This window comes from Stenotrophomonas sp. Steno-Z10-HUANG (genome assembly GCF_056393075.1).
Map to the genome: position 1 here is coordinate 1 of NZ_JBWJPA010000009.1, position 23,551 is coordinate 23,551.

18 protein-coding genes are annotated in these 23,551 nt (G+C 70.8%); 4 read left to right on the forward strand and 14 right to left on the reverse strand.

Features of this window, described 5'->3' with window-relative positions; all coding sequences use genetic code 11:
* From AC06E6_RS12350 to aceB, 4 genes are all read right to left on the reverse strand, one after another.
* Positions 1-2,355, reverse strand: a 2,355-nt coding sequence (locus AC06E6_RS12350) for a putative peptide modification system cyclase (RefSeq protein WP_478061532.1), incomplete at its 3' end; no start/stop codon positions are given.
* 1 nt (position 2,356) lies between these two features.
* Positions 2,357-3,403 carry a GGDEF domain-containing protein gene (locus AC06E6_RS12355; protein WP_161614504.1) on the reverse strand — a complete coding sequence of 349 codons (1,047 nt, stop codon included), beginning with the start codon at positions 3,401-3,403 and terminating at the stop codon, positions 2,357-2,359.
* A 180-nt stretch (positions 3,404-3,583) separates the two neighbouring features.
* Positions 3,584-4,915 carry an isocitrate lyase gene (aceA, locus tag AC06E6_RS12360; RefSeq protein WP_240212477.1) on the reverse strand — a complete coding sequence of 444 codons (1,332 nt, stop codon included), beginning with the start codon at positions 4,913-4,915 and terminating at the stop codon, positions 3,584-3,586.
* Positions 4,916-4,969: 54 nt separating this feature from the next.
* Positions 4,970-6,610 (reverse strand): malate synthase A, encoded by a 1,641-nt coding sequence (gene aceB, locus AC06E6_RS12365; RefSeq protein ID WP_478061533.1) that lies wholly within the window; start codon positions 6,608-6,610, stop codon positions 4,970-4,972.
* Positions 6,611-6,718: 108 nt separating this feature from the next.
* Here aceB and AC06E6_RS12370 point away from each other — a divergent pair, with 108 nt between their 5' ends.
* The gene (locus AC06E6_RS12370) at positions 6,719-7,687 is read left to right on the forward strand and encodes a LysR family transcriptional regulator (RefSeq protein ID WP_104939851.1); all 969 of its coding nucleotides are present in this window, start codon (positions 6,719-6,721) and stop codon (positions 7,685-7,687) included.
* 86 nt (positions 7,688-7,773) lie between these two features.
* Positions 7,774-9,858: a S9 family peptidase gene (locus AC06E6_RS12375; protein ID WP_293755788.1), complete on the forward strand. Its 2,085-nt coding sequence runs from the start codon at positions 7,774-7,776 to the stop codon at positions 9,856-9,858.
* Between the two features lie 77 nt (positions 9,859-9,935).
* Here AC06E6_RS12375 and dld read toward each other — a convergent pair whose 3' ends face one another.
* From dld to lepB, 4 genes are all read right to left on the reverse strand, one after another.
* The gene (gene dld, locus AC06E6_RS12380) at positions 9,936-11,633 is read right to left on the reverse strand and encodes a D-lactate dehydrogenase (protein WP_478061535.1); all 1,698 of its coding nucleotides are present in this window, start codon (positions 11,631-11,633) and stop codon (positions 9,936-9,938) included.
* Positions 11,630-12,769 carry an FMN-dependent L-lactate dehydrogenase LldD gene (gene lldD, locus AC06E6_RS12385; protein WP_478061537.1) on the reverse strand — a complete coding sequence of 380 codons (1,140 nt, stop codon included), beginning with the start codon at positions 12,767-12,769 and terminating at the stop codon, positions 11,630-11,632. Before lldD ends, dld begins: the two co-directional genes overlap by 4 nt.
* Positions 12,766-13,551 carry a transcriptional regulator LldR gene (gene lldR, locus AC06E6_RS12390; protein ID WP_240212482.1) on the reverse strand — a complete coding sequence of 262 codons (786 nt, stop codon included), beginning with the start codon at positions 13,549-13,551 and terminating at the stop codon, positions 12,766-12,768. The genes lldD and lldR overlap by 4 nt, the downstream gene beginning before the upstream one ends.
* 281 nt (positions 13,552-13,832) lie before the next feature.
* On the reverse strand, positions 13,833-14,456 hold the full coding sequence (lepB, locus tag AC06E6_RS12395) for a signal peptidase I (RefSeq protein WP_478061611.1): 624 nt from the start codon (positions 14,454-14,456) through the stop codon (positions 13,833-13,835).
* A 270-nt stretch (positions 14,457-14,726) separates the two neighbouring features.
* Here lepB and AC06E6_RS12400 point away from each other — a divergent pair, with 270 nt between their 5' ends.
* Entirely contained in the window at positions 14,727-15,125 is a 399-nt protein-coding gene (locus tag AC06E6_RS12400) for a 3-dehydroquinate dehydratase (protein ID WP_321989502.1), read from the forward strand.
* Positions 15,112-15,333 carry a hypothetical protein gene (locus AC06E6_RS12405; RefSeq protein WP_240212484.1) on the forward strand — a complete coding sequence of 74 codons (222 nt, stop codon included), beginning with the start codon at positions 15,112-15,114 and terminating at the stop codon, positions 15,331-15,333. The genes AC06E6_RS12400 and AC06E6_RS12405 overlap by 14 nt, the downstream gene beginning before the upstream one ends.
* A 79-nt stretch (positions 15,334-15,412) precedes the next feature.
* Here the strand turns inward: AC06E6_RS12405 and dcp are convergent, their stop codons facing one another.
* The 6 genes from dcp to AC06E6_RS12435 all read right to left on the reverse strand — a co-directional run bounded on the left by dcp (position 15,413) and on the right by AC06E6_RS12435 (position 23,543).
* The gene (gene dcp, locus AC06E6_RS12410) at positions 15,413-17,569 is read right to left on the reverse strand and encodes a peptidyl-dipeptidase Dcp (protein ID WP_478061540.1); all 2,157 of its coding nucleotides are present in this window, start codon (positions 17,567-17,569) and stop codon (positions 15,413-15,415) included.
* Between the two features lie 111 nt (positions 17,570-17,680).
* Positions 17,681-19,117, reverse strand: coding sequence for a cryptochrome/photolyase family protein (locus AC06E6_RS12415; RefSeq protein ID WP_478061542.1), 1,437 nt, complete (start codon positions 19,115-19,117; stop codon positions 17,681-17,683).
* Between the two features lie 3 nt (positions 19,118-19,120).
* Positions 19,121-19,705: a lysophospholipid acyltransferase family protein gene (locus tag AC06E6_RS12420; RefSeq protein ID WP_233996395.1), complete on the reverse strand. Its 585-nt coding sequence runs from the start codon at positions 19,703-19,705 to the stop codon at positions 19,121-19,123.
* Positions 19,706-19,741: 36 nt separating this feature from the next.
* Positions 19,742-20,173, reverse strand: a complete 432-nt coding sequence (gene arfB / locus AC06E6_RS12425; protein WP_161614492.1) for an alternative ribosome rescue aminoacyl-tRNA hydrolase ArfB — start codon at positions 20,171-20,173, stop codon at positions 19,742-19,744.
* A gap of 56 nt (positions 20,174-20,229) precedes the next feature.
* Complete coding sequence (locus AC06E6_RS12430) at positions 20,230-21,174, reverse strand: hypothetical protein (protein WP_240212487.1); 945 nt, start codon at positions 21,172-21,174, stop codon at positions 20,230-20,232.
* The gene (locus AC06E6_RS12435) at positions 21,171-23,543 is read right to left on the reverse strand and encodes an LTA synthase family protein (protein WP_240212488.1); all 2,373 of its coding nucleotides are present in this window, start codon (positions 23,541-23,543) and stop codon (positions 21,171-21,173) included. Before AC06E6_RS12435 ends, AC06E6_RS12430 begins: the two co-directional genes overlap by 4 nt.
* Between the last annotated feature and the right edge of the window lie 8 nt (positions 23,544-23,551).

A 23,551-nucleotide genomic window follows, 5' to 3' on the forward strand; every position in this document is an offset into this window, starting at 1 on the left:
CAGGGCGACCCGCGACTGGTACAGGTCGTCGGCACGGGGCGACAACAGCCTGCTGGCCTCGTCGTGACGCCCGTTCGCAGCCAGCTGCCCGGCTTGCACGATCCGTTGCATTGCCGCGGTGGTTGTGCCCAGCCTCTCCTTGTCAGGCAATGCATCGACCTGTCTCAGCGCATTGGCCGCCAGGCTGGTGTCCCCCTCACGCTGCGCCAGCCAGGCGTTGGCCAGCAACATCGACGTGAGATCCGCGCGGTTGGAAGGATCCCAGGCGGGGTCGGCGATCGCGCTCACCAGCGCCTGGGCGGTCGCCAAACGGCGCGATCTCAGCAAGGACACACCGGCCGTCTGCGCCACCACGCTTGAGATGAAGCGGAACTGCAGGTTCATGAACGCATCCTGCTGGCCGCTCGTCTCAACGGCGTTTTCCACTGCTGCCCGGGCCTGCTCCCACCTTCCCTGGTCAAGCGCCAACGACACCCGGTCGATCATGGGCACCAGATCGGTAGCCGCATAGCCGCTGGGCCTGATGGCCTCCAGTGCGGCCATGGCTTCGACGGGTCGTTCAAGCACCGCCAGCACATTGGCGATACGCCGGCCCTGGCCCGCCTGAGTCTCGTTCCCGATTTCCCGCAAGCGCTTCAACGCAGGTTCCGCCGCTCCCTTGGCGAGCAGGACGCGCGCCAGGAAGTCGGCCGCCAGCGGTCGCAACGGATCCTGCGGTACATCGGCCGCCTGTGCATATGGCAAAGCCTCGTCCATGCGATTGACGGTGAAAAGGTGCCACGCGGAGTTCGCCTGGCCGGCGAAGTCGTCGGGATAGAGACCGGCCATCAGTTGCCATTTTTCCAACGCCTGCACCGGCGCCCGCAACTCGGCCTCCCAGGCATCCAGGTAGAGGCGCTCCCGATCGGGCAGGCGGTGCCGCAGGGCCAGTGCGCGGTCGAGGAAAGGCATCGCAGACGGCCGCTGCGAACGCGCCACCATGACCCGCGCCGCGCCAAGGTAGCCAAGCGCGAACTCGGGATCCAGCGTGGTGGCCTCGTTATACATCTGCATCGCCTGCTGCCACTTTCCCTCACGCGTGGCCTGCAATCCGAGCGCATATGCGCGCAAGGCATGAAGGTTTGACGTCGTCACCGATGGCAATGGCTGTGACGCAGCCTTGACCGATGCCCGGGTTTCACCCAGATGCCCGCGCAGCCGCGAGGCGATGGCATCGACCGAGGCCAGCAGCGAATCCAGGCCGCGGCCATCGACGAAATCCGAACGGATCGTGGCCTGCGTATGCGGGTCGACGATCTCCATGCTCAGGCGCAGCTTGCCCCCAACCTCGGAGACCGCCGGCAGTATGACCAGACGTGCGCCGTCACGCAGCGCCACTTCGGAAGCCAGCGTACGGTCCAGTCGCGAAGCCACGGGATCGCGGCGCATGCGGGACAGGGTGTCGCGCGTCTTCATGTCGCTGAGCACGTTGACGTGCCGCGACTGCTCCAGGCTGACACGCAGGGCCTGCATCACCGAATCATCCAGCAGGGCATTGCCGGTCAGGTTGCGCAGATCGCCCATCACCACCCAGTCGCGTTCGGCGAAAGCGATGGCCGGCTCCGGGCGCATGAAGAACCAGGCGCCCACGCACAGCGCCGCCAGCAGCGCCGCCTCCGCCACCAGCGCCATCGGGCGCCGCCAGAACGGTAGGTCGCGCCACGCCTTGGGCGTGCTGCGCGGCGTGCGCAGCGGGGCGAACCCCGGTTCGCCGACCTCGAACACTTCCTGGGTGGTCGGCACGCCCTTGAAATGCCAGCGGCCATGCGACTTCCACAGCAGGTGCCCGCTGCGCGCGCCCAGTTCGCGCGCGGAGCGGTGCGCCAGCGATTCGGCCACCGCCGAGAGCAGGATCTGCCCGGGCCGCGCCAGCGCCATCAGGCGCGCCGCCAGGGGCTTGGCCAGCCCCTCGACCTCCAGCGGCTTGGCGCCGGCCTGCACCGCCTCGACACTGTTGTGCCAGGTCAGCACCTCGCCGACGTGCATGCCGGTGCGCGCCTGCAGGTCGATGCCGCGCAATTTGCCCAGCTGCTCCAGGCCCTGCCGGTAATCCAGGGCGAAGCCGAGGCCGTTGACCGGGCGCTCGAACAACAGCAGCAGGCCGTCGGAGCGGTCGATCATGCGCCCCTTCCACTGCTGCTGCAGGCGCAGCACCAGCCGGTCGTGCTCCTGGAACAGTTCCGCGGCCGCGGTGTCGCCGAGCCGCTCCACCAGTGCCACCGAATCGCACAGGTCGGTCAGCAGCAGCGTGTGCACGCGGGGGGCCGGCGCTTCCGCCGCGGGATCCATGTCGGGGGTGGCGGGCGCCTGCTGCATGTCAGCCGGCTCCCAGCCAGTCCACCGGCCATTGCAGCCGGTTGCCGCCACGCCGCTTGGCCTCGTACAGGGCGCTGTCGGCATGGGCGTACCAGTCGTTCCAGTCGCGCGCCGGGTCGAGCAGGCAGGCGCCGATGCTCACCGGGCAGACCCGCGGCACCGGCTGCGAACGCTCCAGCAGGCCATGCACGGCGTGCAGGATGAAGCCGGCCACGTGCTCGAGCGCCGCGGCATCGGCCTCATGCACCAGCAGGCAGAACTCGTCGCCGCCCAGGCGGCAGGCCAGGCCGCCGGGCTGCACCACCGAGCGCAGGATGTTGGCGACCGCCTGCAGCACGCGGTCGCCGACCAGGTGGCCGTGCTCGTCGTTGATGCACTTGAAGCGGTCGCAGTCGATCAGCAGCAGCCCCTGCGGCGGGGTCCGCGACGGCTGCCGGCATTCCTGCAGGTAAAGGGTCAGCCCGCGGCGGTTGTGCAGGCCGGTCAGCTCGTCGGTCCGCACCAGTTCCTCGGTGTGGTTGAGCTGGTGCGTGGTGGTGTAGAGGTTGTCCAGCGCCGCTTCCAGGTCGTGGTTGCGGCGGCGCAGCTGCCGGATCAGCATCTGTTCGTTGGAGACCACACGCATGATCGTGCGGCGCAGGAAGAACGCGACGCGGCCGGGGTCGTGGTCCACCAGTTTCTGGAAATCGGGGTGCCCGAGTTCGAGCAGGGACAGTTCCGTCGCGGCGCGGGCATCGGCACCGCGGCGATGGTCGCCGATCAGCAGGCCCAGCTCGCCGAAGAACTCGCCCGGACCCAGGTACTTGACCACCAGGTCCTCGCCGAAGTTGAGGTCGACGATGCCGCTGACGATGACGAACATGGCATCGCCGGAATCGCCACGGCGGAACAGCACCTCGCCGGCGGCGACCTCGCGCTGCCGGCCGAACCGCGAGAACAGCGCGAACTCGTCGGGCGACAGGACCGGATGCACGATTTCGGCCATCGCCATATGAGCGACGCCCAGCTCGCGATCATCGGCCATGATTGCAGCATTGTCGCTGGTCATTCCCTCAGCCCCACCGCCCCTCCGTCCCCAGGGGCTAGCGCGGAAGGATAGCACCGCCACCCGGCGCGGACGATGCCGGAAACCGGCTTGAGCCCCATTCAGCCGGCCAAGAACAAGGGCGGCCGTCGCGGCCGCCCCAACACCATACCCCGGCTGCTGAAAACGTATCGAAAACGCCGTTCAGGCGGCCTTGCCGGCCTGGAACTGGGCCTCCTCGGTGGACCCGGTGAGCGCGGTGACGCTGGAGGCGCCGCCCTGGATCACCGTGGTCACGTCATCGAAGTAGCCGGCGCCCACTTCCTGCTGATGCGACACGAAGGTGTAGCCCTGCCCGCGGGCGGCGAACTCCGGCTCCTGCACCTGCTCCACGTAGTGGCGCATGCCTTCGCCGCGGGCGTAGTCGTGGGCGAACTTGAAGGTGTTGAACCAGTTGATGTGGATGCCGGCTAGGGTGATGAACTGGTACTTGTAGCCCAGTGCCGACAGTTCGTCCTGGAAGCGGGCGATGGTGCGGTCGTCCAGGTTCTTCTTCCAGTTGAACGACGGCGAGCAGTTGTAGGACAGCAGCTTGCCGGGGCTGGCCGCATGCACCGCCTGGGCGAACTCGCGGGCGAAGCCCAGGTCCGGGGTGCCGGTCTCGCACCACACCAGGTCGGCATACGGCGCGTAGGCCACGCCGCGGCTGATCGACTGCTCCAGCCCGTTGCGCACCCGGTAGAAGCCCTCGGCGGTGCGCTCGCCGGTGACGAACGGCGCGTCGTTGGGGTCGAAGTCGCTGGTCAGCAGGTTGGCGGCCTCGGCGTCGGTCCGCGCCAGCACGATCGTCGGCACCCCCAGCACGTCGGCCGCCAGGCGCGCGGCGACCAACTTCTGGATCGCCTCCTGGGTGGGCACCAGCACCTTGCCGCCCATGTGGCCGCACTTCTTCACCGCCGCCAGCTGGTCCTCGAAGTGCACGCCCGCGGCACCGGCCACGATCATGTTCTTCATCAGTTCGTAGGCGTTGAGCACGCCCCCGAAACCGGCTTCGCCGTCGGCCACGATCGGCAGGAAGAAGTCGATGGCGTCCTCGGCCTTGAGCTTGCCGTCGACGATGTTCTTCCACTGGATCTCGTCGGCGCGCTGGAAGGTGTTGTTGATGCGGCGGACCATGGTCGGCACCGAGTCGTAGGCGTACAGCGACTGGTCCGGGTACATGGTCTCGGAGGTGTTGCCGTCGGCGGCCACCTGCCAGCCGGACAGGTACACCGCTTCCAGCCCGGCCTTGGCCTGCTGCATCGCCTGGCCGGCGCTGATCGCGCCGAACGCGTTGACGTAGCCCTTCCGGGCATCGCCGTTGAGCAGTTTCCACAACCGTTCGGCGCCGCGCCGGGCCAGGGTGTGCTCGGGCTGCACGGTGCCGCGCAGGCGCACCACGTCGGCGGCGCTGTACGGGCGGCGCACGCCGGCCCAGCGCGGGTTGCTGTCCCAGTCGTGCTGCAGGGCGTCGATCTGTTGCGTGTAGGTGCTCATGGTGGAACTCCTTGGGGGGCGGGCGTGCGGGAAGGGGGAATGGCAGCGCGGGACTCAGTCGATCTGCCGGTAAGCGGGCAGGGTCAGGAACTCGGCCAGCTCGTCGGCGCGGCTGAGCGTGTCGAGCAGGTCGATGGCCTGGGCGATGCGGCCGCCGCCGGGCAGCGTGGCGGTGTCGCCCAGGCGCGCGGGCAGCGCGCGCAGGGTGGCGTCGAGCAGCGCGCCGTCGATGGCGGTGCCGTCGTCCAGGTGCTGGTTGCCGGCGTGCAGCCACTGCCAGAGCTGGCTGCGGCTGATCTCGGCGGTGGCGGCGTCCTCCATCAGGTTGTGGATCGGCACGCAGCCGTTGCCGTCCAGCCACGCGGCCATGTAGCGCACGCACACTTCCACGCTGTTCTCGAACCCGGCGCGGGTGATGGTGCCGGCGCAGGGGGCCACCAGCTGGTCGCGGGTGACGTGCACGTCGCGGCGCAGCACGTGGTGCTGGTTGGGGCCGGGCATGTGCTCGTCGAAGATCGCGCGCGCCACCGGGATCAACGCCGGGTGCGCCACCCAGGTGCCGTCGTGGCCGGCGCTGACCTCGCGCAGCTTGTCCGCGCGCACCCGCGCCATGGCCTGCTCGTTGGCGGCCGGGTCGTGGTTGATCGGGATCTGCGCGGCCATGCCGCCCATCGCATGCGCGCCGCGGCGGTGGCAGGTCTGGATCAGCAGCTCCGAATACGCCTTCAGGAACGGCTGGGTCATGGTCACCTGGCCGCGCTCGGGCAGCACCTTGTCGGCATGCCGGCGGAAGGTCTTCAGGTAGGAGAAGATGTAGTCCCAGCGGCCGCAGTTCAGGCCGACGATGCGCCCGCGCAGCGCGTGCAGGATCTCGTCCATCTCGAACACCGCCGGCAGCGTCTCGATCAGCACCGTGACCTTGATCTGCCCGTGCGGCAGGCCGAGCATGCCCTCGATGTGCGCCAGCGCGGTTTCCCACAGCGCCGCCTCCTCCATTGACTGCAGCTTGGGCAGGTAGAAGTACGGGCCGCGGTCGCGGCGCATCAGCGCACGGGCGTTGTGGAAGGCGAACAGCGCCGCGTCGAACAGGCCGCCGGCGATCGGCTGGCCGTCGACCAGCACGTGCTTCTCGTCCAGGTGCCAGCCGCGCGGGCGCACGATCAGGACCGCCTGCTCGGCGAACGGCCGCAGCGTGTAGTGCTTGCCGGGCGTACCGTCGGCCGCCGCCGGCGCGGTGTACTCCAGGTCGCCGCGCACCGCGCCGATCAGCGCCTGCTGGCCGGCCAGCAGGTTGCGCCAGGTCGGCGAAGTCGAATCCTCGAAATCGGCCATGAACACCCGCGCGCCGGAGTTCAGCGCGTTGATGACCATCTTCGGGTCGGTCGGGCCGGTGATCTCGACGCGGCGGTCCTGCAGCGCGGCCGGGATCGGCGCCACCGTCCAGTCGCCCTGGCGGAGGTGCGCGGTGTCGGCGCGGAAATCCGGCAGCCCGCCCTGGTCGAAGAACGCCTGGCGCTGGCGCCGCGCCGCCAGCCGCGCCTGGCGCTCGGGCTCCACCGCCCGGTGCAGCGACACCAGCAGCGCCAGCACCCCGGCCGGCAGCAGTTCCGCCTGGCCGGCGAGCCGGGCGGCCACGGTGATGCCCGGCGTCGGGCGGGCGGGCGTGGACGGGACAGAGGGGGCGACGGCGGACATGGCGGAACCCTGCGGGTGTCGGGGGACTCCACCGTGCCGCCGGGGTCACTTATTTATCAAAACAGTTTTTGCAATACACAACATAAGTTGTGCTAATAATCCGCCGAAATGACGCCGAAGACGCCCGCAAACCCGCGTTTTTCCTACAAGTCCGACCGGCTCAAACCGCTGCGCGCGTTCTGCCAGACGGTCCGCCTGGGCTCGGTGTCGCGTGCTTCGGAGGCGCTGTTCGTCAGCCAGCCGGCGGTGAGCCTGCAGTTGCAGGCGCTGGAGCGGGAGCTGGGGGTGGTGCTGTTCGAGCGCAGCGGCCGGCGCCTGGTGCCCAGCCGCGAGGGCCAGCTGCTGTACGAGATGGCGCAGCCGCTGGTGGAGAGCCTGGACGGGCTGGAAGCCAGCTTCCGCGACAAGGTCCGCGGCCTGGATGCCGGGGAACTGACCGTCGCCGCCAACACCTCGACGATCCTGTACCTGCTGCCGAAGATCGTCGAGGCGTTCCGCCAGCGCCACCCCGACGTGCGGCTGGTGCTGCAGGACGCGATCAGCGCCGACGGCACCGAACTGCTGCGCGGCGATGCCGCCGACCTCGCCGTGGGCTCGATGCTGGACGTGCCGGGCGACCTGAGCTACGCGCCGGTCTACGACTTCGAGCAGGTGCTGATCACCCCGCGCGGGCACCCGCTGGCCGGCAGGCGCGAGATCACCCTGGAGGACCTGTCGGCATTCCCCCTGATCCTGCCGCCCAAGCGGCAGATCACCTGGCGGCTGGTGGACCTGGTGTTCCAGCGCCACCGCGTGCCGTACACCGTGGCGCTGGAGGTCGGCGGCTGGGAGGTGATCAAGCAGTACGTGGCGATGGGCATGGGCATTTCCATCGTCACCGCGCTGTGCCTCAACGACGCCGACCGCGAACGCCTGGCGATCCGCCCGATGACGCGTTATTTCCCCACGCGCAGCTACGGGGTGACGGTGCGCCGCGGCAAGGTGCTGTCGCCGCAGGCGCGCGCCTTCATCGCATTGATCCGGCCCGACCTGTTCGCCCCGCGCCAGTACGACGACACCGGCCATTCGGAGCGCTGAGCCGCGCCAGGCGCGGCTTAACGCAGCAGGCGCGGTTCCGCGCTAGCGTGGCCGCACCCGCCAGCGCGGCATACCGGAGCTCCGCCATGGATCGCACTCTGCTGTTCGCTGTCAGTCTCGCCCTCACCCTGTCCCTTTCCGCCTGCAACCGCACGCCGGCCGGCAACGACGCCCCGCCCGCACCGGCCGCCAGCGGCACGCCCGCCGCGCCGCCCGGGCTGATCCCGCGCGATGCCCTGTTCGGCAACCCCGAGCGTGCCAACGTGCAGATCAGCCCCGACGGCCGCTACCTGGGCTGGGTCGCCGCGGTCGACGGCGTGCTCAACGTCTGGGTCGCCCCGGCCGACGACCTGGGCAAGGCGCGCGCGGTCACCACGGACAAGACCCGTGGCATCCGCCAGTACTTCTGGAGCCACCGTCCCGACACCCTGCTGTACCTGCGCGACACCGGCGGCGACGAGAACTTCCACCTGTTCGCGGTGGACCTGGCCAGCGGCCAGGCGCGCGACCTGAGCGATTTCCCGGCCACCCGCGCCGAGGTCGTCGGGGTCAGCCACCTGCACCCGGAATCGGTGCTGGTGGCGATGAACGACCGCGACCCGAAGTGGCACGACCTGTACCGGGTGGATCTGGCCAGCGGGCAGCGCACGCTGCTGGAGAAGAACACCCGGCAGATCGCCGGCTACATCGCCGACCCGGACTTCAAGGTGCGCATGGCCAGCCGCGCGCGCGAGGACGGCGGCAACGACCTGCTCGAACCCGATGGCAAGGGCGGCTGGAAGGTCACCGGGCAGATCCCGTTCGCCGATTCCCTGACCAGCTTCCCCGGCGGCTACACCAGCGACGGCAAGACCCGCTACTTCTTCGACTCGCGCGACCGCGACACCGCCGCGCTGTATGCCATCGACACCGGCACGGGGGCGAAGACCCTGGTCTACGAGGACGCCCGCGCCGATATCGACAGCGCGCTGGACGACCCCATGACCCAGCGCGCGCAGGCGGTGGCGGTCAATTACCTGAAGAACGAATGGAAGGCGGTCGACCCGGCCATCGCACCGGACCTGGACAAGCTCAAGGCGATCGGCCCGGGCAGCTTCAGCGTCACCTCGCGCACGCTCGACGACAAGACCTGGATCGTGGCCTACTCCGCCGCCGAGTCGCCGGTCACCTACTACCGCTATGTGCGCGGCGGCACGCCGGAGAAGCTGTTCGTCGCGCGCCCGGCGCTGGAGGGCAAGGCGCTGGTGCCGCAATGGCCGCAGGAGATCCGTTCGCGCGACGGGCTGACCCTGGTCAGCTACCTCAGCCTGCCGCGCAGCGCCGACGCCAACGGCGACGGCAAGGCCGATGCCCCGGTACCGATGGTGCTGCTGGTGCACGGCGGGCCGTGGGCGCGAGACGACTACGGCTACAACGCCTACCACCAGTGGCTGGCCAACCGCGGCTATGCGGTGCTGTCGGTCAATTACCGCGGCTCCACCGGCTTCGGCAAGGCCTTCACCAACGCCGGCGACGGCGAATGGGCCGGCAGGATGCACGACGACCTGATCGACGCGGTGGACTGGGCGGTGAAGAACGGCGTGACCACCCGCGAGCAGGTGGCGATCATGGGCGGCAGCTATGGCGGCTACGCCACCCTGGTCGGGCTGACCTTCACCCCCGACACGTTCAAGTGCGGCGTGGACATCGTCGGCCCCTCGAACCTGGACACCCTGCTGTCCACCATCCCGCCCTACTGGGCCGCGTTCTTCGAGCAGTTCGCCAAGCGCGTGGGCGACCCGCGCACCGCGGCCGGCAAGCAGCTGCTGGCCGAGCGCTCGCCGCTGACCCGCGTGTCCGCCATCCGCCGGCCGCTGCTGATCGGCCAGGGCGCCAACGACCCGCGCGTGCGCCAGGCCGAGAGCGACCAGATCGTCAAGGCGATGACCGAGCGGAAGATCCCGGTCACCTACGTGCTGTTCCCGGACGAAGGCCATGGCTTCGCGCGCCCGGAGAACAGCAAGGCGTTCAACGCCGTGGCGGAGGGTTTCCTGGCGCAGTGCCTGGGCGGCCGCGCGCAGCCCATCGGCGCTGACTTCCAGGGCTCGAGCATCACCGTGCCGACCGGCGCGGACGGGGTGCCCGGCCTGGCCGAGGCGGTCGGCACCCACGTGCAGGACATCCGCCGCTGACGCGGTGCGCGTTGCGGGCGGCCCGGTCGCGGTGACCGGGCCGCCAACTCATTGGCCCCTCCCGGCGCATGGCGCGCTCAATGCGCGCAGTCGCAGCCCTTCCAGCCGGCCCGCTTGCTGGTCTGGCCGATGCCCGGATTGAAGACATTGCCAGGATCGAGCTGCCGGTAGAACGCGGCCAGCGCCGGCTTGGCCGGATACAGGTGGCCGACATTGTGTTCGGCCGGGTACTCGGCGCCGCGCGCGTCCAGCAGCGCCCACATCGCATGCTCGATCGCCAGCGGGTCTTCGCCCTTGCGCGCGATGTAGTCCTGGTGGAACACGTGGCACAGGAAATGGCCGTAATACAGCTTGTGCAGCAGGCGCGCGTCGAGCCCGGCCGGCAACCGCTCGAACCAGTCGCGGTCGTCGCGGCGCAGCGCCACGTCCAGGGCGACGATGTCCTGCACCCGGTCGCGGTGCACTTCGCGGTAGCGCACCGCCGCGCTGGCCACCGCGAAGCGGTGCAAAAACGCCTTGCGTCCCTCCTCCGCGGTGCAGTGGAAGAAGCCGCCTTCGTGGCCGTCGAAGAAGCCGCGCAGCCAGGCCCCGGTCTGCGCCGCGTCGCGCGCGGACACCTTCAGCAGCAGATGATGTTCGTAGCGCAGGCGGAACTCGCCCATGCGCCTGGGCAGGTGCGATGGCAGCAGGCCGGCCAGCACCTGCAGCACCCGGTCGCTCACCCCGCGCAGGCCCAGCCGCTCGAACCAGCCATCGACCCGGCTTTTGCAGGCGAAGGCAGCCGGCACGCGCGCGGTGCCGAGCCGGTCGATCAGCAGGAACACGTCCTTGCCGTAGCGCTCGCCGATGTCGTAGGCATCGCGGTGGATGTACTCGCCGGCGATCGGCAGGCGTTCGAAACCGGTGAGCAGCTGGCGCCGCAGCGCGGTGAGGCTGTCGGTGCGGTTGCTGCCGATGTAGAAGACCTCGGCCGGCTCTTTCTCGAAGGTATCCAGGCGCACCGCGAACACCGCCAGCTTGCCGGCCGAGCCGGCTGCCTCGTGCAGCCGTGCCGGGTCGGCGTTGAAGCGCGCCGGGGTGCCGGCATCCACCTGCCGCACCTGCGTGGCGTAATGCGGGTCGGAGGCGACGCGGCCGCCACCACTGCCAACGTCGGCCGGCGTGTAGTCGCCGGCCTGCAGGCGCGTCAGGATCTCCTCGGGGCTGTCGCCCAGCGCGATGCCAAGGTGGTTGACCAGGTGCAGCCGGCCCTCGGCATCGACCTGCGCGAACAGCGCCAGCTCGGTATAGGCCGGCCCGCGCCGCACCAGCGCGCCGCCGGAGTTGTTGCAGATGCCGCCCAGCACCGAGGCGCCGATGCACGAGGAGCCGATCACCGAGTGCGGCTCGCGCCCGAGCGGTGCCAACACCTGTTCCAGCCGGTCGAGGGTGGCGCCCGGCAGGCACAGCACCTGGCGGCCGCCGTCCAGCAGCTGGATGCCGTGCAGGCGCAGCGTGCTGACCAGCACCACCGGGCGGCCATAGTCATCGCCATCGGGCGTGGAGCCACCGGTGAGCCCGGTGTTGGCCGCCTGCAGGATGATCGCCGCGCCGCCCTGCACCGCCGCCTGCAGCACCTGCCACAGCTCCAGCAGCGTGCCGGGCCGCACCACCGCCAGCACCGGGCCCTCGCCGAAGCGGTAGCCCCGGCGGAAGCGGCGCGTGGCCCGGTCGCCGGTCAGCACGTGGCGCTGGCCGACGACCGCGCGCAGGCGCCCCAGCAGCGCCGCGCTCACCGCAGCCGCACCAGCGAATCGCGGCCGATGTCGGCAATGCGGCGCGCACCGGTCAGGGTCATCGCCACCCGCATCTCGCTGGCGACCAGGTCCAGCAGGTGGGCGACACCGGCCTCGCCGCGCGCCGCCAGCGCGTAGACGAAGGCGCGGCCCAGCAGCACGGCATCGGCGCCGAGGGCGAGCATGCGCACCACGTCCAGGCCGCTGCGGATGCCCGAATCGGCCAGGATCTTCAGCTCGCCCTGCACCGCATCGGCGATCGCCGGCAGCGCACGTGCGGTGGACGGCACGCCGTCGAGCTGGCGCCCGCCGTGGTTGGACACGACGATGCCATCGGCGCCGAACTTCACCGCGTCGCGCGCGTCGTCCGGGTCGAGGATGCCCTTGATCAGCATCGGCCCCTTCCAGAACGCACGGATCCACTCCAGGTCCTTCCATGAGATCGACGGGTCGAAGTTGCTGCCGAGCCAGCCGATGTAGTCCTCCAGCCCGGTCGGGTGGCCACGGTAGGCGGAGATGTTGCCCAGGTCATGCGGCCGCCCGCACAGGCCCACGTCGAAGGCCCAGCGCGGATGGGTCACGGCCTGCAGGTAGCGGCGCAGCGCCGCGTTGGGCCCGCTCATGCCCGAATGCGCATCGCGGTAGCGCGCGCCCGGCACCGGCATGTCCACGGTGAACACCAGGGTGGTGACGCCCGCCGCCTGCGCCCGCTCCAGCGCGTTGCGCATGAAGCCGCGGTCACGCAGCACGTACAGCTGGAACCACATCGGCCGCCGGATCGCCGGTGCCACTTCCTCGATCGGGCAGACCGAAACGGTGGACAGGGTGAACGGAACGCCGCGGCTGTCGGCCGCGCGCGCGGCCTGCACCTCGCCACGGCGCGCATACATGCCGGTCAGCCCGACCGGCGCCAGCGCCACCGGCATCGCCAGCTTTTCGCCGAACAACTCGGTCTCCAGGCTCAGGTCGGCCATGTCGCGCAGCACGCGCTGGCGCAGGGCCACGTCGGCCAGGTCGGACACGTTGCGGCGCAGCGTGTGCTCGGCGTAGGCGCCGCCATCGATGTAGTGGAACAGGAACGGCGGCAGGCGGCGGCGTGCGGCCGCGCGGTAGTCGGTGGAAGCGGAGATGATCATGGGTCGGCCGTGGCGGAAGGCAGGCGCGAGGCCCGCGCGCGCCGGGCCTCGTTCTCGTCGAGCGTGCGCAGCGTGGTGTGCACGAACTCCAGGTGGGACAGCGCGGCGGCGCGCGCGCGTTGCGGGTCGCCGGCCAGCACCGCATCCATCATCTCGCGGTGCTGCGCGGACAGCGGCGAGAAGGTGCGCGGCGAGGTGTACAGCCGCTCGCGGCTCTGCGAGATGTTGGTCTGCAGCAGGTCGAACAGGCCGCGCATCACCTGCAGCAGCACCAGGTTGTGCGACGCCTCGGCGATGGACAGGTGGAAGTCGGCGTCGGCGCGGGCTTCGCCGGCGGGGTCGTCCCTGCCGTGCGCATCCAGCATCGCGGCGTAGGCGCCGGCGATGCGCGCGCGGTCCTCGGCGGTGGCGCGCAGCGCGGCATGCCAGGCCGCGGCGCCTTCCAGCGCATGGCGGATCTCCAGCACGTCGAAGCGGTACTCCGGGTCGCCCTGGAACAGCGGCAGGTATGGCGCCAGCGGTTGTTCAATGGCCTGCCGCGCGCGTGCCGCCGGTTCGGCGACGAAGGTGCCGCCGCCCACGCGCGCGACCAGCAGGCCCTGGCTGCCCAGGCGCGCGATGGCCTCGCGCAGCGCGGTGCGCGATACGCCCAGCTGCGCCGCCAGCAGGCGCTCGGCCGGCAGCCGGTCGCCGGGCCGCAGCCGCCGCTCGCGCACCAGCGCTTGCAGTTGTTCGGCGACCCTGTCCGACACCCGCTGTGGCGGGCGGCGCGGCACGTTCACGAGCGCCGCTCCCCGGGCCGCGCGCAGGCGGCCGGGCGCGACACCCCGGCACGACGCGCCCGCTCATGGAAGTGTGGCGAATGCTTCATGTCCACTCCGGTCGCACGCGGCCGGCGCTGCCTTGCCGGCCCGCCGCGGTCACGATTGGTATTACCAAATGATCCATAACTGCCGGTTCGGGCCCGCACGGCAGGGACAGGCCCCGCGAAGAACGTATTAGATCATGGCAGCGCGCATGTATTGGACAGACCAATCCTGACGCAGAAACGCGTCGGTACCTGCTACAGCGGCCGCCAGGCCGGGCCGCTGCCCCGCCGCCAGTACACCGCCCGCGCCCTGCCGTACACCGCGTCGGCATCCACCAGGCCGAAGAAGCGGCCATCGAGGCTGTTGCCGCGGTGATCGCCGAGCACCAGCAGCTTGCCGGCGGGGATGAGGATGCCGTCGATGTCGGGGCCTCCGCCGGCCGCCAGGTCCAGCGTCACCTGCCGCTCGCCGAAGCGCTCCTGGCGCGGCACGCGGCTCAGCCGCTGGCCGTTGATGCGCAGGTAGCCGTCGTGCAGTTCCACCCGGTCGCCCGCCACCGCCACCACGCGCTTGATCAGCCGCGTGCCATCGACCGGCGAGTCGAACACGGCGACGTCGCCGCGCCGCGGGTGGCCGGTATCGAGCAGGCGCAGTCCGGTGAACGGCAGGCGCAGCCCGTACGCGCGCATGTCCACCATGACCCGGTCACCGGGCTGCAGCGTGGGCTGCATCGAGCCGCTGGGCACCTGGTAGTGATTGGCCAGCGTGTCGCGCGCGGCGCACAGCAACAGCAGCATCAGCGCCAGCGGCGGCGCCTCCCTGCGCAGCCACTGCCATGGCCCGCGCGGCGCGCGGCCGCTGCGGGCGGACGAATCGATGCGCATGACGTGCTCCCCGTGGGTGGTGTGGCATGCGACCGCGGCGCCGGCCGGCAAGTTCCCGGCGCTACGCATTGTTTACGCCGCCAGCGGCCTGGCTGCATGGCGGTTTTACGCGCCGGCGGCGCATCGTGGCGTCACCGCGCTTCCCGCGCCTGACATCCAGCCATCATGCCTCGTCCCTGCCTGCACCCCACCCCCGCGCCGGCCCACAGGCCGCAGTCGGTCTTCCTGCTGCGCGGGCCCGACCTGCCCGGCAACGCGCCCCACATGCCCGCCCCGCTGCCCGCCGCGGTGCTGCAGTCGGTGGTCAGCCGTGCGCTCGAGGCCGACACCACGCTGGCCCTGCGCGACTGCCGCTCCGAACAGGAACTGCTCGAGGCCCTGTGCGTTGCCGACCACGACCCGGCCGACGTCGTGCTGCTGGCGCCCGGCGCCTGCGTCTCAAGCGAGCGGCTGCGGCGGCTGTTGCCGCGCCTGCGCAACGCCTATGTCGAAGTACATGACACTGCCGCCGATGCCAACCCAGCGCAGCTGCCGGAAAACGCGGGCCACCGCCTTGCGGTCGCCCACGGGTGCGGCGCGCAGAGCTACGTGCTGGCGCTGGAGGTGGCATTGGAGCACCTGGCCTGCAACGACGCCGGTGAGCGGGTGCATGTCGGCACCTGACGGCGGCACCCGCCACTACGCGGCCGGCTACGAGATCATCGCCGACGGCCACCCCCGCTGGTGGGGCCAGATCGGCGTCAGCGTCGGCGCCGGCGATCTGCCGGGCGACGATCCGCAGGCGCTGCTGCAGCACATCTGCGGGTTGGCGGCGCGCCGGCACGACGCGCTGCCGGCGCAGGTACGCCTGTTGCTGCTGGTGCGCCTGTGAGCGCGCCACCGGCGGCACAGGCACGAACGGCAGGGCTGCCCCTGCCGTTCGTGCAGCCGGCGGACGCCGGATCGAGCGCTTACTTCAGCCCGCGGTGCTTCAGCAGCGGCTCCACGCTCGGATCCTTGCCGCGGAACTCGCGGTAGGCGGTGGCCAGGTCGCGGGTATTGCCGATGGACAGGATCCGGTCGCGGAACACCTGGCCGTTCTCGCGGGTCAGGCCGCCGTGCTCCTTGAACCACTCGAAAGCGTCATGGTCGATCATCTCCGCCCAGAAGTAGGCGTAGTAGCCGGCCGAATAGCCGCCGCCCCAGATGTGGTCGAAGTAGCTGCTGCGGTAACGCGGCGGTACCTGCGGCAGGTCGACGCGGTACTGCTTCAGCGCCGCGGCCTCGAACGCATCCACGTCCTGCCGTGGGGCATCGGCGCCCTGCGTGTGCCAGGCCAGGTCGAGCAGCGCCGCGGCCAGGTACTCGGTGGTGGCGTAGCCCTGGTTGAAGGTCCTGGCCTTGGCGATCCGGTCCACCAGCGCCTGCGGCATCGGCTCCCCGCTCTGGTAGTGCTTGGCGTAGTTGGCGAACACCTTCGGGTCCGACGCCCAGTGCTCGTTGAACTGCGACGGGAACTCGACGAAATCGCGCGGCACCGCGGTACCGGCCACGCTCGGGTACTTCGTATTGGAGAACATGCCGTGCAGGGCATGGCCGAACTCATGGAACATCGTGGTGACGTCGTCCCAGCTCAGCAGCGCCGGCTGCCCGGCGGCGGGCTTGGTGAAGTTGCACACGTTGTAGACCACCGGGCGGGTACCGGCCAGGCCGTCCTGCTCGACGAACACGTCCATCCACGCGCCACCGGACTTGCTGTCGCGCTTGTAGAAGTCGGCGTAGAACAGCGCCAGCGGCTGGCCGTTGGCATCGGTGACCTCGAACACGCGCACGTCCGGGTGGTAGACCGGGATGTCCTTGCGTTCCTTGAAGGTCAGCCCATAGAGCTGGTTGGCGGCGAAGAACACGCCGTTCTGCAGCACGTTGTCCAGTTCGAAGTACGGCTTGATCTGCGCCTCGTCCAGGTCGTAGCGGGCCTTGCGTACCTGCTCGGCGTAGAAATCCCAGTCCGAGGCCGCGGCCTTGAAGCCGCCGTTCTGGGCGTCGATGACCTTCTGGATCTCGGCCAGTTCACCGCGCGCCTTGGCGGTGGCCGCCGGCACGGTGTCGGTCAGCAGTTTCAGCGCGTTGGCCGGGGTCTGCGCCATCTGGTCGCCGAGGTTGTAGGCGGCGTAGTTGGGGAAGCCCAGCAGTTTCGCCTTGGCCGCGCGCAGCTGCGCCAGGCGCTGGATGATCGCGCGGGTGTCGTTGCCGTCGCCCTGCTCGGTGCGGGTCTCCGACGCCTGCAGCACCCGTGCGCGCAGGTCGCGGTCGCGCAGCGAGGCCAGCACCGGCTGCTGGGTGGTGTTCTGCAGCGCCAGCACCCACTTGCCGTCGAGCTTGCGGCCCTTGGCCGCCTCCCCGGCGGCGGCGATGTCGCCGTCGGACAGGCCGGCCAGTTTCGCCTTGTCGTCGACCACCACCGCGCCGGCGGCGGTGGCCGCGACCAGCTTGTTGTGGAAGTCGTTGGCGAGCGTGGCTTCCTCGGCGTTGTACTGCTTGAGCGTTTCCTTGTCGGCGTCGTTGAGCTGGGCGCCGGCCTTGACGAAGCCCTTGTAGGTTTCCTCGACCACGCGCAGCTGCTCCGGATCCAGCCCGGCGCCGGCGCGCGCGTCATAGACCGCCTTCACCCGCGCGAACAGCCTGGGGTCCAGGTGGATGGCGTCGCTGTGCGCGGCCAGCTTCGGGATCACCTGTTCCTGGATCTTCTGCCGTTCCGGATTGGTGTCGGCCTGCACCACGCCGAAGAACACGCGGCTGGTGCGGTCGAGGATGGCGCCGGACTGCTCCAGCGGCAGCAGGGTGTTGTCGAACGTGGCCGGCTCGGCGTTGGCGGTGATCCGGGCGATCTCGGCCAGCTGCTGGCGCATGCCTTCCTCGAACGCCGGCAGGTAGTCGCTGTCCTTGATGCGGTCGAACGCCGGCGCCTGGAACGGCAGCGTGCTGGCGCTCATGAACGGGTTGGTCGACGCGGCGGCGGGATGCGCGGCGGTAGCGGTTTCGGGGGTCACGGGGGCAGTGGACTCCTTGCCGGAACAGGCCGCCAGCGCGAGGCTGATGGCGGCGGCCAGGGTGAGGGTACGCGACATGTGATGTGCTCCTGCGGAACGGGGATGCGTGCGATCACGCACCCTACTCCGTCGGCCGCGCGCTGGCATGTGCCGGTGGTGGCGCCTGGGTGTGCGGCCGCTGCCGGCTGCTCAGCCCGCCCGCCCGCCGCGCAGCGCGGCGAAGGCGGCCAGTGCATCGGCGCGGCCCGCGGCCAGGTCCACCTGCGGCCGCGCCGGGTAGCCCGGCGCCAGCCGGCGGGCCAGCTCCGGGTGCTCCCAGAGCGCGAACCGCGCCGGCAGCGGCAGCCGCGCCAGTTCCGGCACCCAGCGCGCGACATAGGCGCCCTCCGGGTCGAACCGGCGCGCCTGGCTGACCGGGTTGAACACGCGGAAATACGGTGCGGCGTCGGCGCCGGTGCCGGCGGTCCACTGCCAGCCCTGGGTGTTGTTGGCCAGGTTGGCATCCAGCAGCGTGTCCCAGAACCAGCGCGCGCCGTGCAGCCAGTGCTGGCGCAGGTGCTTGGTCAGCCAGCTGGCCACCACCATGCGCACGCGGTTGTGCATCCAGCCGGTATGCCACAGCTCGCGCATGCCTGCATCGACGATCGGCACCCCGGTGCGCCCGCGCCGCCACGCCTCCAGCCGCGGCTCGTCGGGCGCCGCCCACGGGAAATCGTCGAAGCGCGGGTCGAGGTTGTGCTCCGGCACCCGCGGGTAGTGGTGCAGCACGTGGTGGGCGAACTCGCGCCAGCCCAGCTCGGCGAGGAAGCGGTCGCGGTCCGGTTCGGCGATGGCATCGCCAGCATCCAGCACCGCCGCGGCGATCCGGCGTACCGACAGCTCGCCATGGTGCAGGTGCGGCGAGAGCCGCGAGGTACCGGCCTCGGCGGCGAAATCACGGCGCTGCGCGTAGCCGTGCACGGCACCGTCGAGGAATGCCTGCATGGCCGCGCGGGCACCGGCCTCGCCGGGGCTGAAGTGCTCCCAGAAGCCCGTATCCCAGGCCGGCACCGGCGCCGGCAGCAGGTCGTCCAGGCGCTCACCGGGGGGCAGGCCGGGGACGTCCGCCGACGGCAGCCGTGCCGGCGCATCCCAGGTCGACAGCGGCCGCCACTGCGCGCGCGCCGATTTCCAGAACGGGGTGAACACCCGGTACGGGTCGCCCTGGCGGGTGGCCAGTTCCCACGGCTCGAACAGCAGCGCGCCGTTGAAGCTCTCCGCGTGCAGGCCGGCCTGGCGCAGGCTGCGCTTGATGTGCGCGTCGCGCTGCTCGATGGCCGGCTCGTAGCGGCGCGTCCACAGCACCGCCTCGGCACCGGTGCGCGCGGCCAGCGCCTGCAGGGTGGCGAGCGTCGGCCCGCGCGCCAGCAGCAGCCGCGAACCGCGCCGCTGCAGTTCTTCGGCGAGCGCCGCCAGGGCGCGCCGGCGCCACGCGCGCGACGCCGCGCCGGGCGCCCAGTCGCCTTCCTCTTGCGGGGCGTGGATGTAGACCGGCAGCGGCCGCAGGCCGCGGTCCAGCGCCGCACGCAGCGCCGGGTGGTCATCCAGGCGCAGGTCGTCGCGCAGCCAGATCAGTGCGATGCCCATGGCCTACACCGTGCCGCGGTTGCGGCCGATCCACGGCCGGTACCAGTGGCGCACCGCCACCATGTCCGCGTTGTCGTCGCCGCTGGTATGGAACGGCGGGCCGAAGCCGATGACCTTGTCCGGGTAGTGGAAGTACGCCGGCACGATCGGCACCTGCGCCATGCGCGCGATGCGGATGAAGCCGCTCTTCCATTCCTTCACCGGCTTGCGCGTGCCTTCCGGCGCCAGCGCGAACCAGATGCGTTCGCTGCCCTGGATCATCGCCACCGCCTGCCCCACCGTGCCCTGCGGCGAACTGCGGTCCAGCGGCACCACGCCCAGCCGCCGCAGCACCGTGCCCAGCGGCCACCAGAACAGTTTGTCCTTGCCGAGGATGCGCGCCTCGATGCCCAGCGCCATCTTCGCCGCCAGGCCCCACAGGCCGTCCCAGTTGGACGAATGCGGCGCGGCGATGACCACGGCCTTGCGCAGGTCGGGGATCGGCCCGACCACACGCCAGCCGCCCAGGCGCAGGACCGTGCGCCCGAGCCAGCGCACGAAGCCGCTGCCGCCCACGTGCGGCACGTTCGCGGGAACGGGCGGAACCACCGGCCCCCGGGCCGGCGAGGAAGGGTTGTCCAAGCGTTACTCCCAGTTGCGTTGCGAGCGGCCGCGCTTGACCTGCGCGCGCTCCTTCTTCTGTTCCAGCCGGCGCATCCTGGAGCCGTGGGTGGGCTTGGTCGCGACCCGCGCCTTGGGGACCACCATCCCGGCGCGGATGAACTCCGCCAGGCGCTCGCGCGCATCGGCGCGGTTGCGCTCCTGGGTACGGAAGCGCTGCGCGTCGATCACCAGCACGCCGCCCTCGGTGAGCCGCCGGTCGCGCCGCGCCAGCAGGCGCGCGCGCAGCGGCTCCGGCAGCGACGGCGAGCCGGCCACGTCGAAACGCAGCTCGACCGCGCTGGACACCTTGTTCACGTTCTGCCCGCCGGCGCCACTGGCGCGCACGAAGCGCTCGACGATCTCCGCTTCCGGAATCGCCAGCCGCGCCGAGACCTGGAGGGCTTCACTGACCATCGGCGCATTGTAAGCGCGTCGCCGGCCGCCGCGAGGGGGCACGGCGGCCGCGCGGGCTACAGGTCGGGCCAGTCGCGGGCGGCCCAGCGCCGGTAGGCGCGGTAGTGGTGGATGGCGAAGCCGGCGAACGACGGTTCGGCGCCCAGCGCCTGCTCGACCTTGCGCACCTCGCGCTCGAACACCCTCGGGCCTTCCTCGTGGAAGGTGACCTTGTTGATATCGTTGGAGGACACCTCCAGCCCGATCACCACCTGCTTGCCGACGCGGTTGGCGTAGGCGATCTCCTCGGCCGCGTGCGAGAGGATGCTGTCGCGACCCTCGGCCTTGTCGCGGTAGTCCATCAGCGCGACATAGTCGTAAATGTCGATGGCATGCTCGCTGACCGGGCGCAGCGTGCCCTTCCATTCCAGGGTGATGCCGTCCAGCCAGAACGGGATGGCCGGGCCCACCTGCAACTGAGCGCCGGACGCGCGTTTGATCCGCATCAGCGCGTCGCTCATGTCCAGGAAGCCGACCAGCAGGCGCTCGCGGGTTTGGTCGTTCCACTCGTCGAGGATGTGCGGCTCGATGTCGAGGTTGACGCCGTCGAAGCGCGCCGCCGCCGGCGCCGCGGCGTTGTACTCGACCACCCGCCGGAACATGGCCTCGGCCTCGGCGCGGTAGGCCGGCAGCACGTAGTTCTCGGTGTTGAGGTAGGCCGAGCCCAGCAGCGCGTACACCTTCATGCGCTGCCCGTGCAGGCGCTCGATGAAGGCACGGTACAGCTGCGGCTGGTCGACGATGAGGTTACGGCCGCGGTAGGCGTCGGCGTACAGGTACACCGTGTCGATATGCTGCGACTTGAGGTAGGCCACCGCCTCCTCGGCCACGGCCGGATCCTCGACCATCGCGTAGGACTCCGCCTCCCAGGTCCAGATCGCGCGGCTGGCGCCGGCGGATGCCGCCAGCGGCAGGACGCACAGAACCAACAGCAGGCCCAGACTGATGCGCAGGTGTGTCACGGCGAGGTTCCCGTTGCGTTGACCGCGTCCACCGGCAGGCGATAGCGCCCCTGCCCGATGGCCTTGCCGGTGTCCGGATCGGACGGAAACACGGAGACATAGCAGCGCGCGCTGCAGGCGTCGGGCCGCGGCAGCTGCAGCTGCACCTGCTGCCGTCCGCCCGCGGGCAGGGCCAGCGCCTGGCCGTACACTTCGTGCAGTTCGCTGCCGTCGGCGGCGGTCAGCACCGCCAGCGGCACGAAGGTGCGGCTGGGTGTGCCGTCGCCATTGCCGAACACCATCGACAGGCGCAGGCCGTTGCCGGCCGGCACCACCTGCGCCGATTCCATGGACAGCCCGGCCATGGCCGGGCCCGCCGGTGCCTGCACCTGTATCTGCGGCGCGGCCTGGTAGGCCACCAGCACCGGTCTGGCCGCGTCCGGGTCCAGCGCCTGCTGCTGCATGAAGATCGCATTGGCCTGCGTGTAGCGCTGCAGGCGCGCATTGGCCCACGCCAGCAGCGACGCATCATCGACCTCGGCCAGGTGCATGCCCTCCTGCAGCTGGTAGAGCTTGCCGTCGTACAGCCACCAGCGGTCGGCCAGGTACTCCACCGCGCTGGTCTTGGTCTGCTTCAGCGGCAACGCGTGGATGTTGCGGAACGTGTCGGCCATGTCCAGGCCGGTGCCGAGCCACGGCGTCCGCGCCGGCCGCTTCAGCCCATAGGTGTTCGACAACAGGGCCAGCAGCGACGGCGTCACGTCCAGCTGCGACGAAACCGCGCGGATGCGCGCGGCGCGCTTGAGCAGCGGCGAGAAGATGATCAGCGGCACGTGGTAGCGGTCGACGTGCTCGCCCATCGGGATTTCCGGCAGGCGATGGTCGCCGGTGATCAGGAACACGGTGTTGGCATACCACGGCGCCTTGGCCACTTCGTCGAAGTAGCGGCGCAGCTGGTCGTCGGTGTAGAGGATGCTGCTGTAGATGTCCGCCTGCGCCTGGTAGGACGGCAGCTGCGCCGCCGGAATCCGCAGCTGGGCCAGGCGCTGGGCGAACTGCGCGCGGTAGGCGTCCTGGCCGGGGAAGCGGTAGCTGGTGTGCATGGTGATGGTCTGCATCGCCAGCAGGAACGGCGGCTGCAGGCGGCCACTGTCGGCCAGCACCCGCGACACCAGCTCCTTGTCCGGGTAGCCCCAGGTACTGAACGGGTTGCGCGCGTAGCCCGGACCGAAGGAGTTCATGTCCACCAGCGTCTGCACCTGCTGCAGGCGCATGTAACCGCTCTCGTTGTCGAAGCCGGTGTCGGTGCCGTTGTAGAAGGCCGTGTGGTAGCCCTGCTGGCCAAGCACGCTGAACAGGCCCGGATGCGGCGGCATGCGGTCGCCCAGCGCGGTGAACCCCTGGTCGGCGAACGGCGCCGAGCCCAGCAGGCTGGGCAGCACGCCGAAGGTACGGCCCTGGTTGGCCAGGAAATTGTCGAAGTACAGGCTGCGCGTCGCCAGCTCGTCGAGGAACGGGGTGAAGCTGCCCAGCGTGGCCTCCGGGCCGGAGAACGAGCGCCCCAGCCCCTCCACCACGATGACCACCACGTTCGGCGGGTGGCCGTCGGCGGTGGGCGAGAACCAGGGACCGAGCGTGTCCGGCGTGCGTTCGTCGTGCAGGAACGGGTAGTGCGGATCCAGCGCCGGCTCGCCGGGGTCGGCGGCCGCGGCCGCGCCGCCGGCCGCGGCAGGCGCGGCTGCGTCCTGCCAGCGCCATACGTCGGCGCCGAACCAGGCCAGCTTGTTGCTGGCCAGTCCGCGCGCCGGTTCGTCCTTCAGTGCGGCGGCGCCGGCCGGCAGCGGTACCAGCCAGGCCAGCAACCCGGCCACCAGCAGCAGCGTGGTCCACAGCACCGAGCCACGCGCATCGCGCCGCACCCACCACCACAGCCCGGCCCACAGCGCCAGCAGCGGCAGGCCGATGGCCAGCACGGTGCCGGCGTCCAGCGGCGCCCCGTCGCCGAGCGCGGTGCGTATTTCGGCCAGGCTGTAGCCGAACAGGTCCGCGCCCAGCGGCACGCGCGCCACCTGGTAGTACTGGTCGAGCATGCCCTGCACGATGATCAGCAGCGACCAGGGCACGGCCACCGCCACCGCGCGCAGCAGCGGCCGCCGCAGCGCCAGCAGCGGCAGCGACAGCAGCAGCAGTACCGGCACCGTGCGCAACAGCACCAGCAGCGCCTGCGCCAGCGCGACCCCGGCGACCGTCCACTTTTCCCCGCTGCTCCACGCCATGCCGGCGCTGCCGCCGATCACGCTGGCCGCGACCAGTACGCACTGCGCCAGCAGCAGCGCCCGGAAACCGGAGGAGAACCGCGGGTACGCACTGCCCTGGCGTCCGGTGTTCATCGATGCAC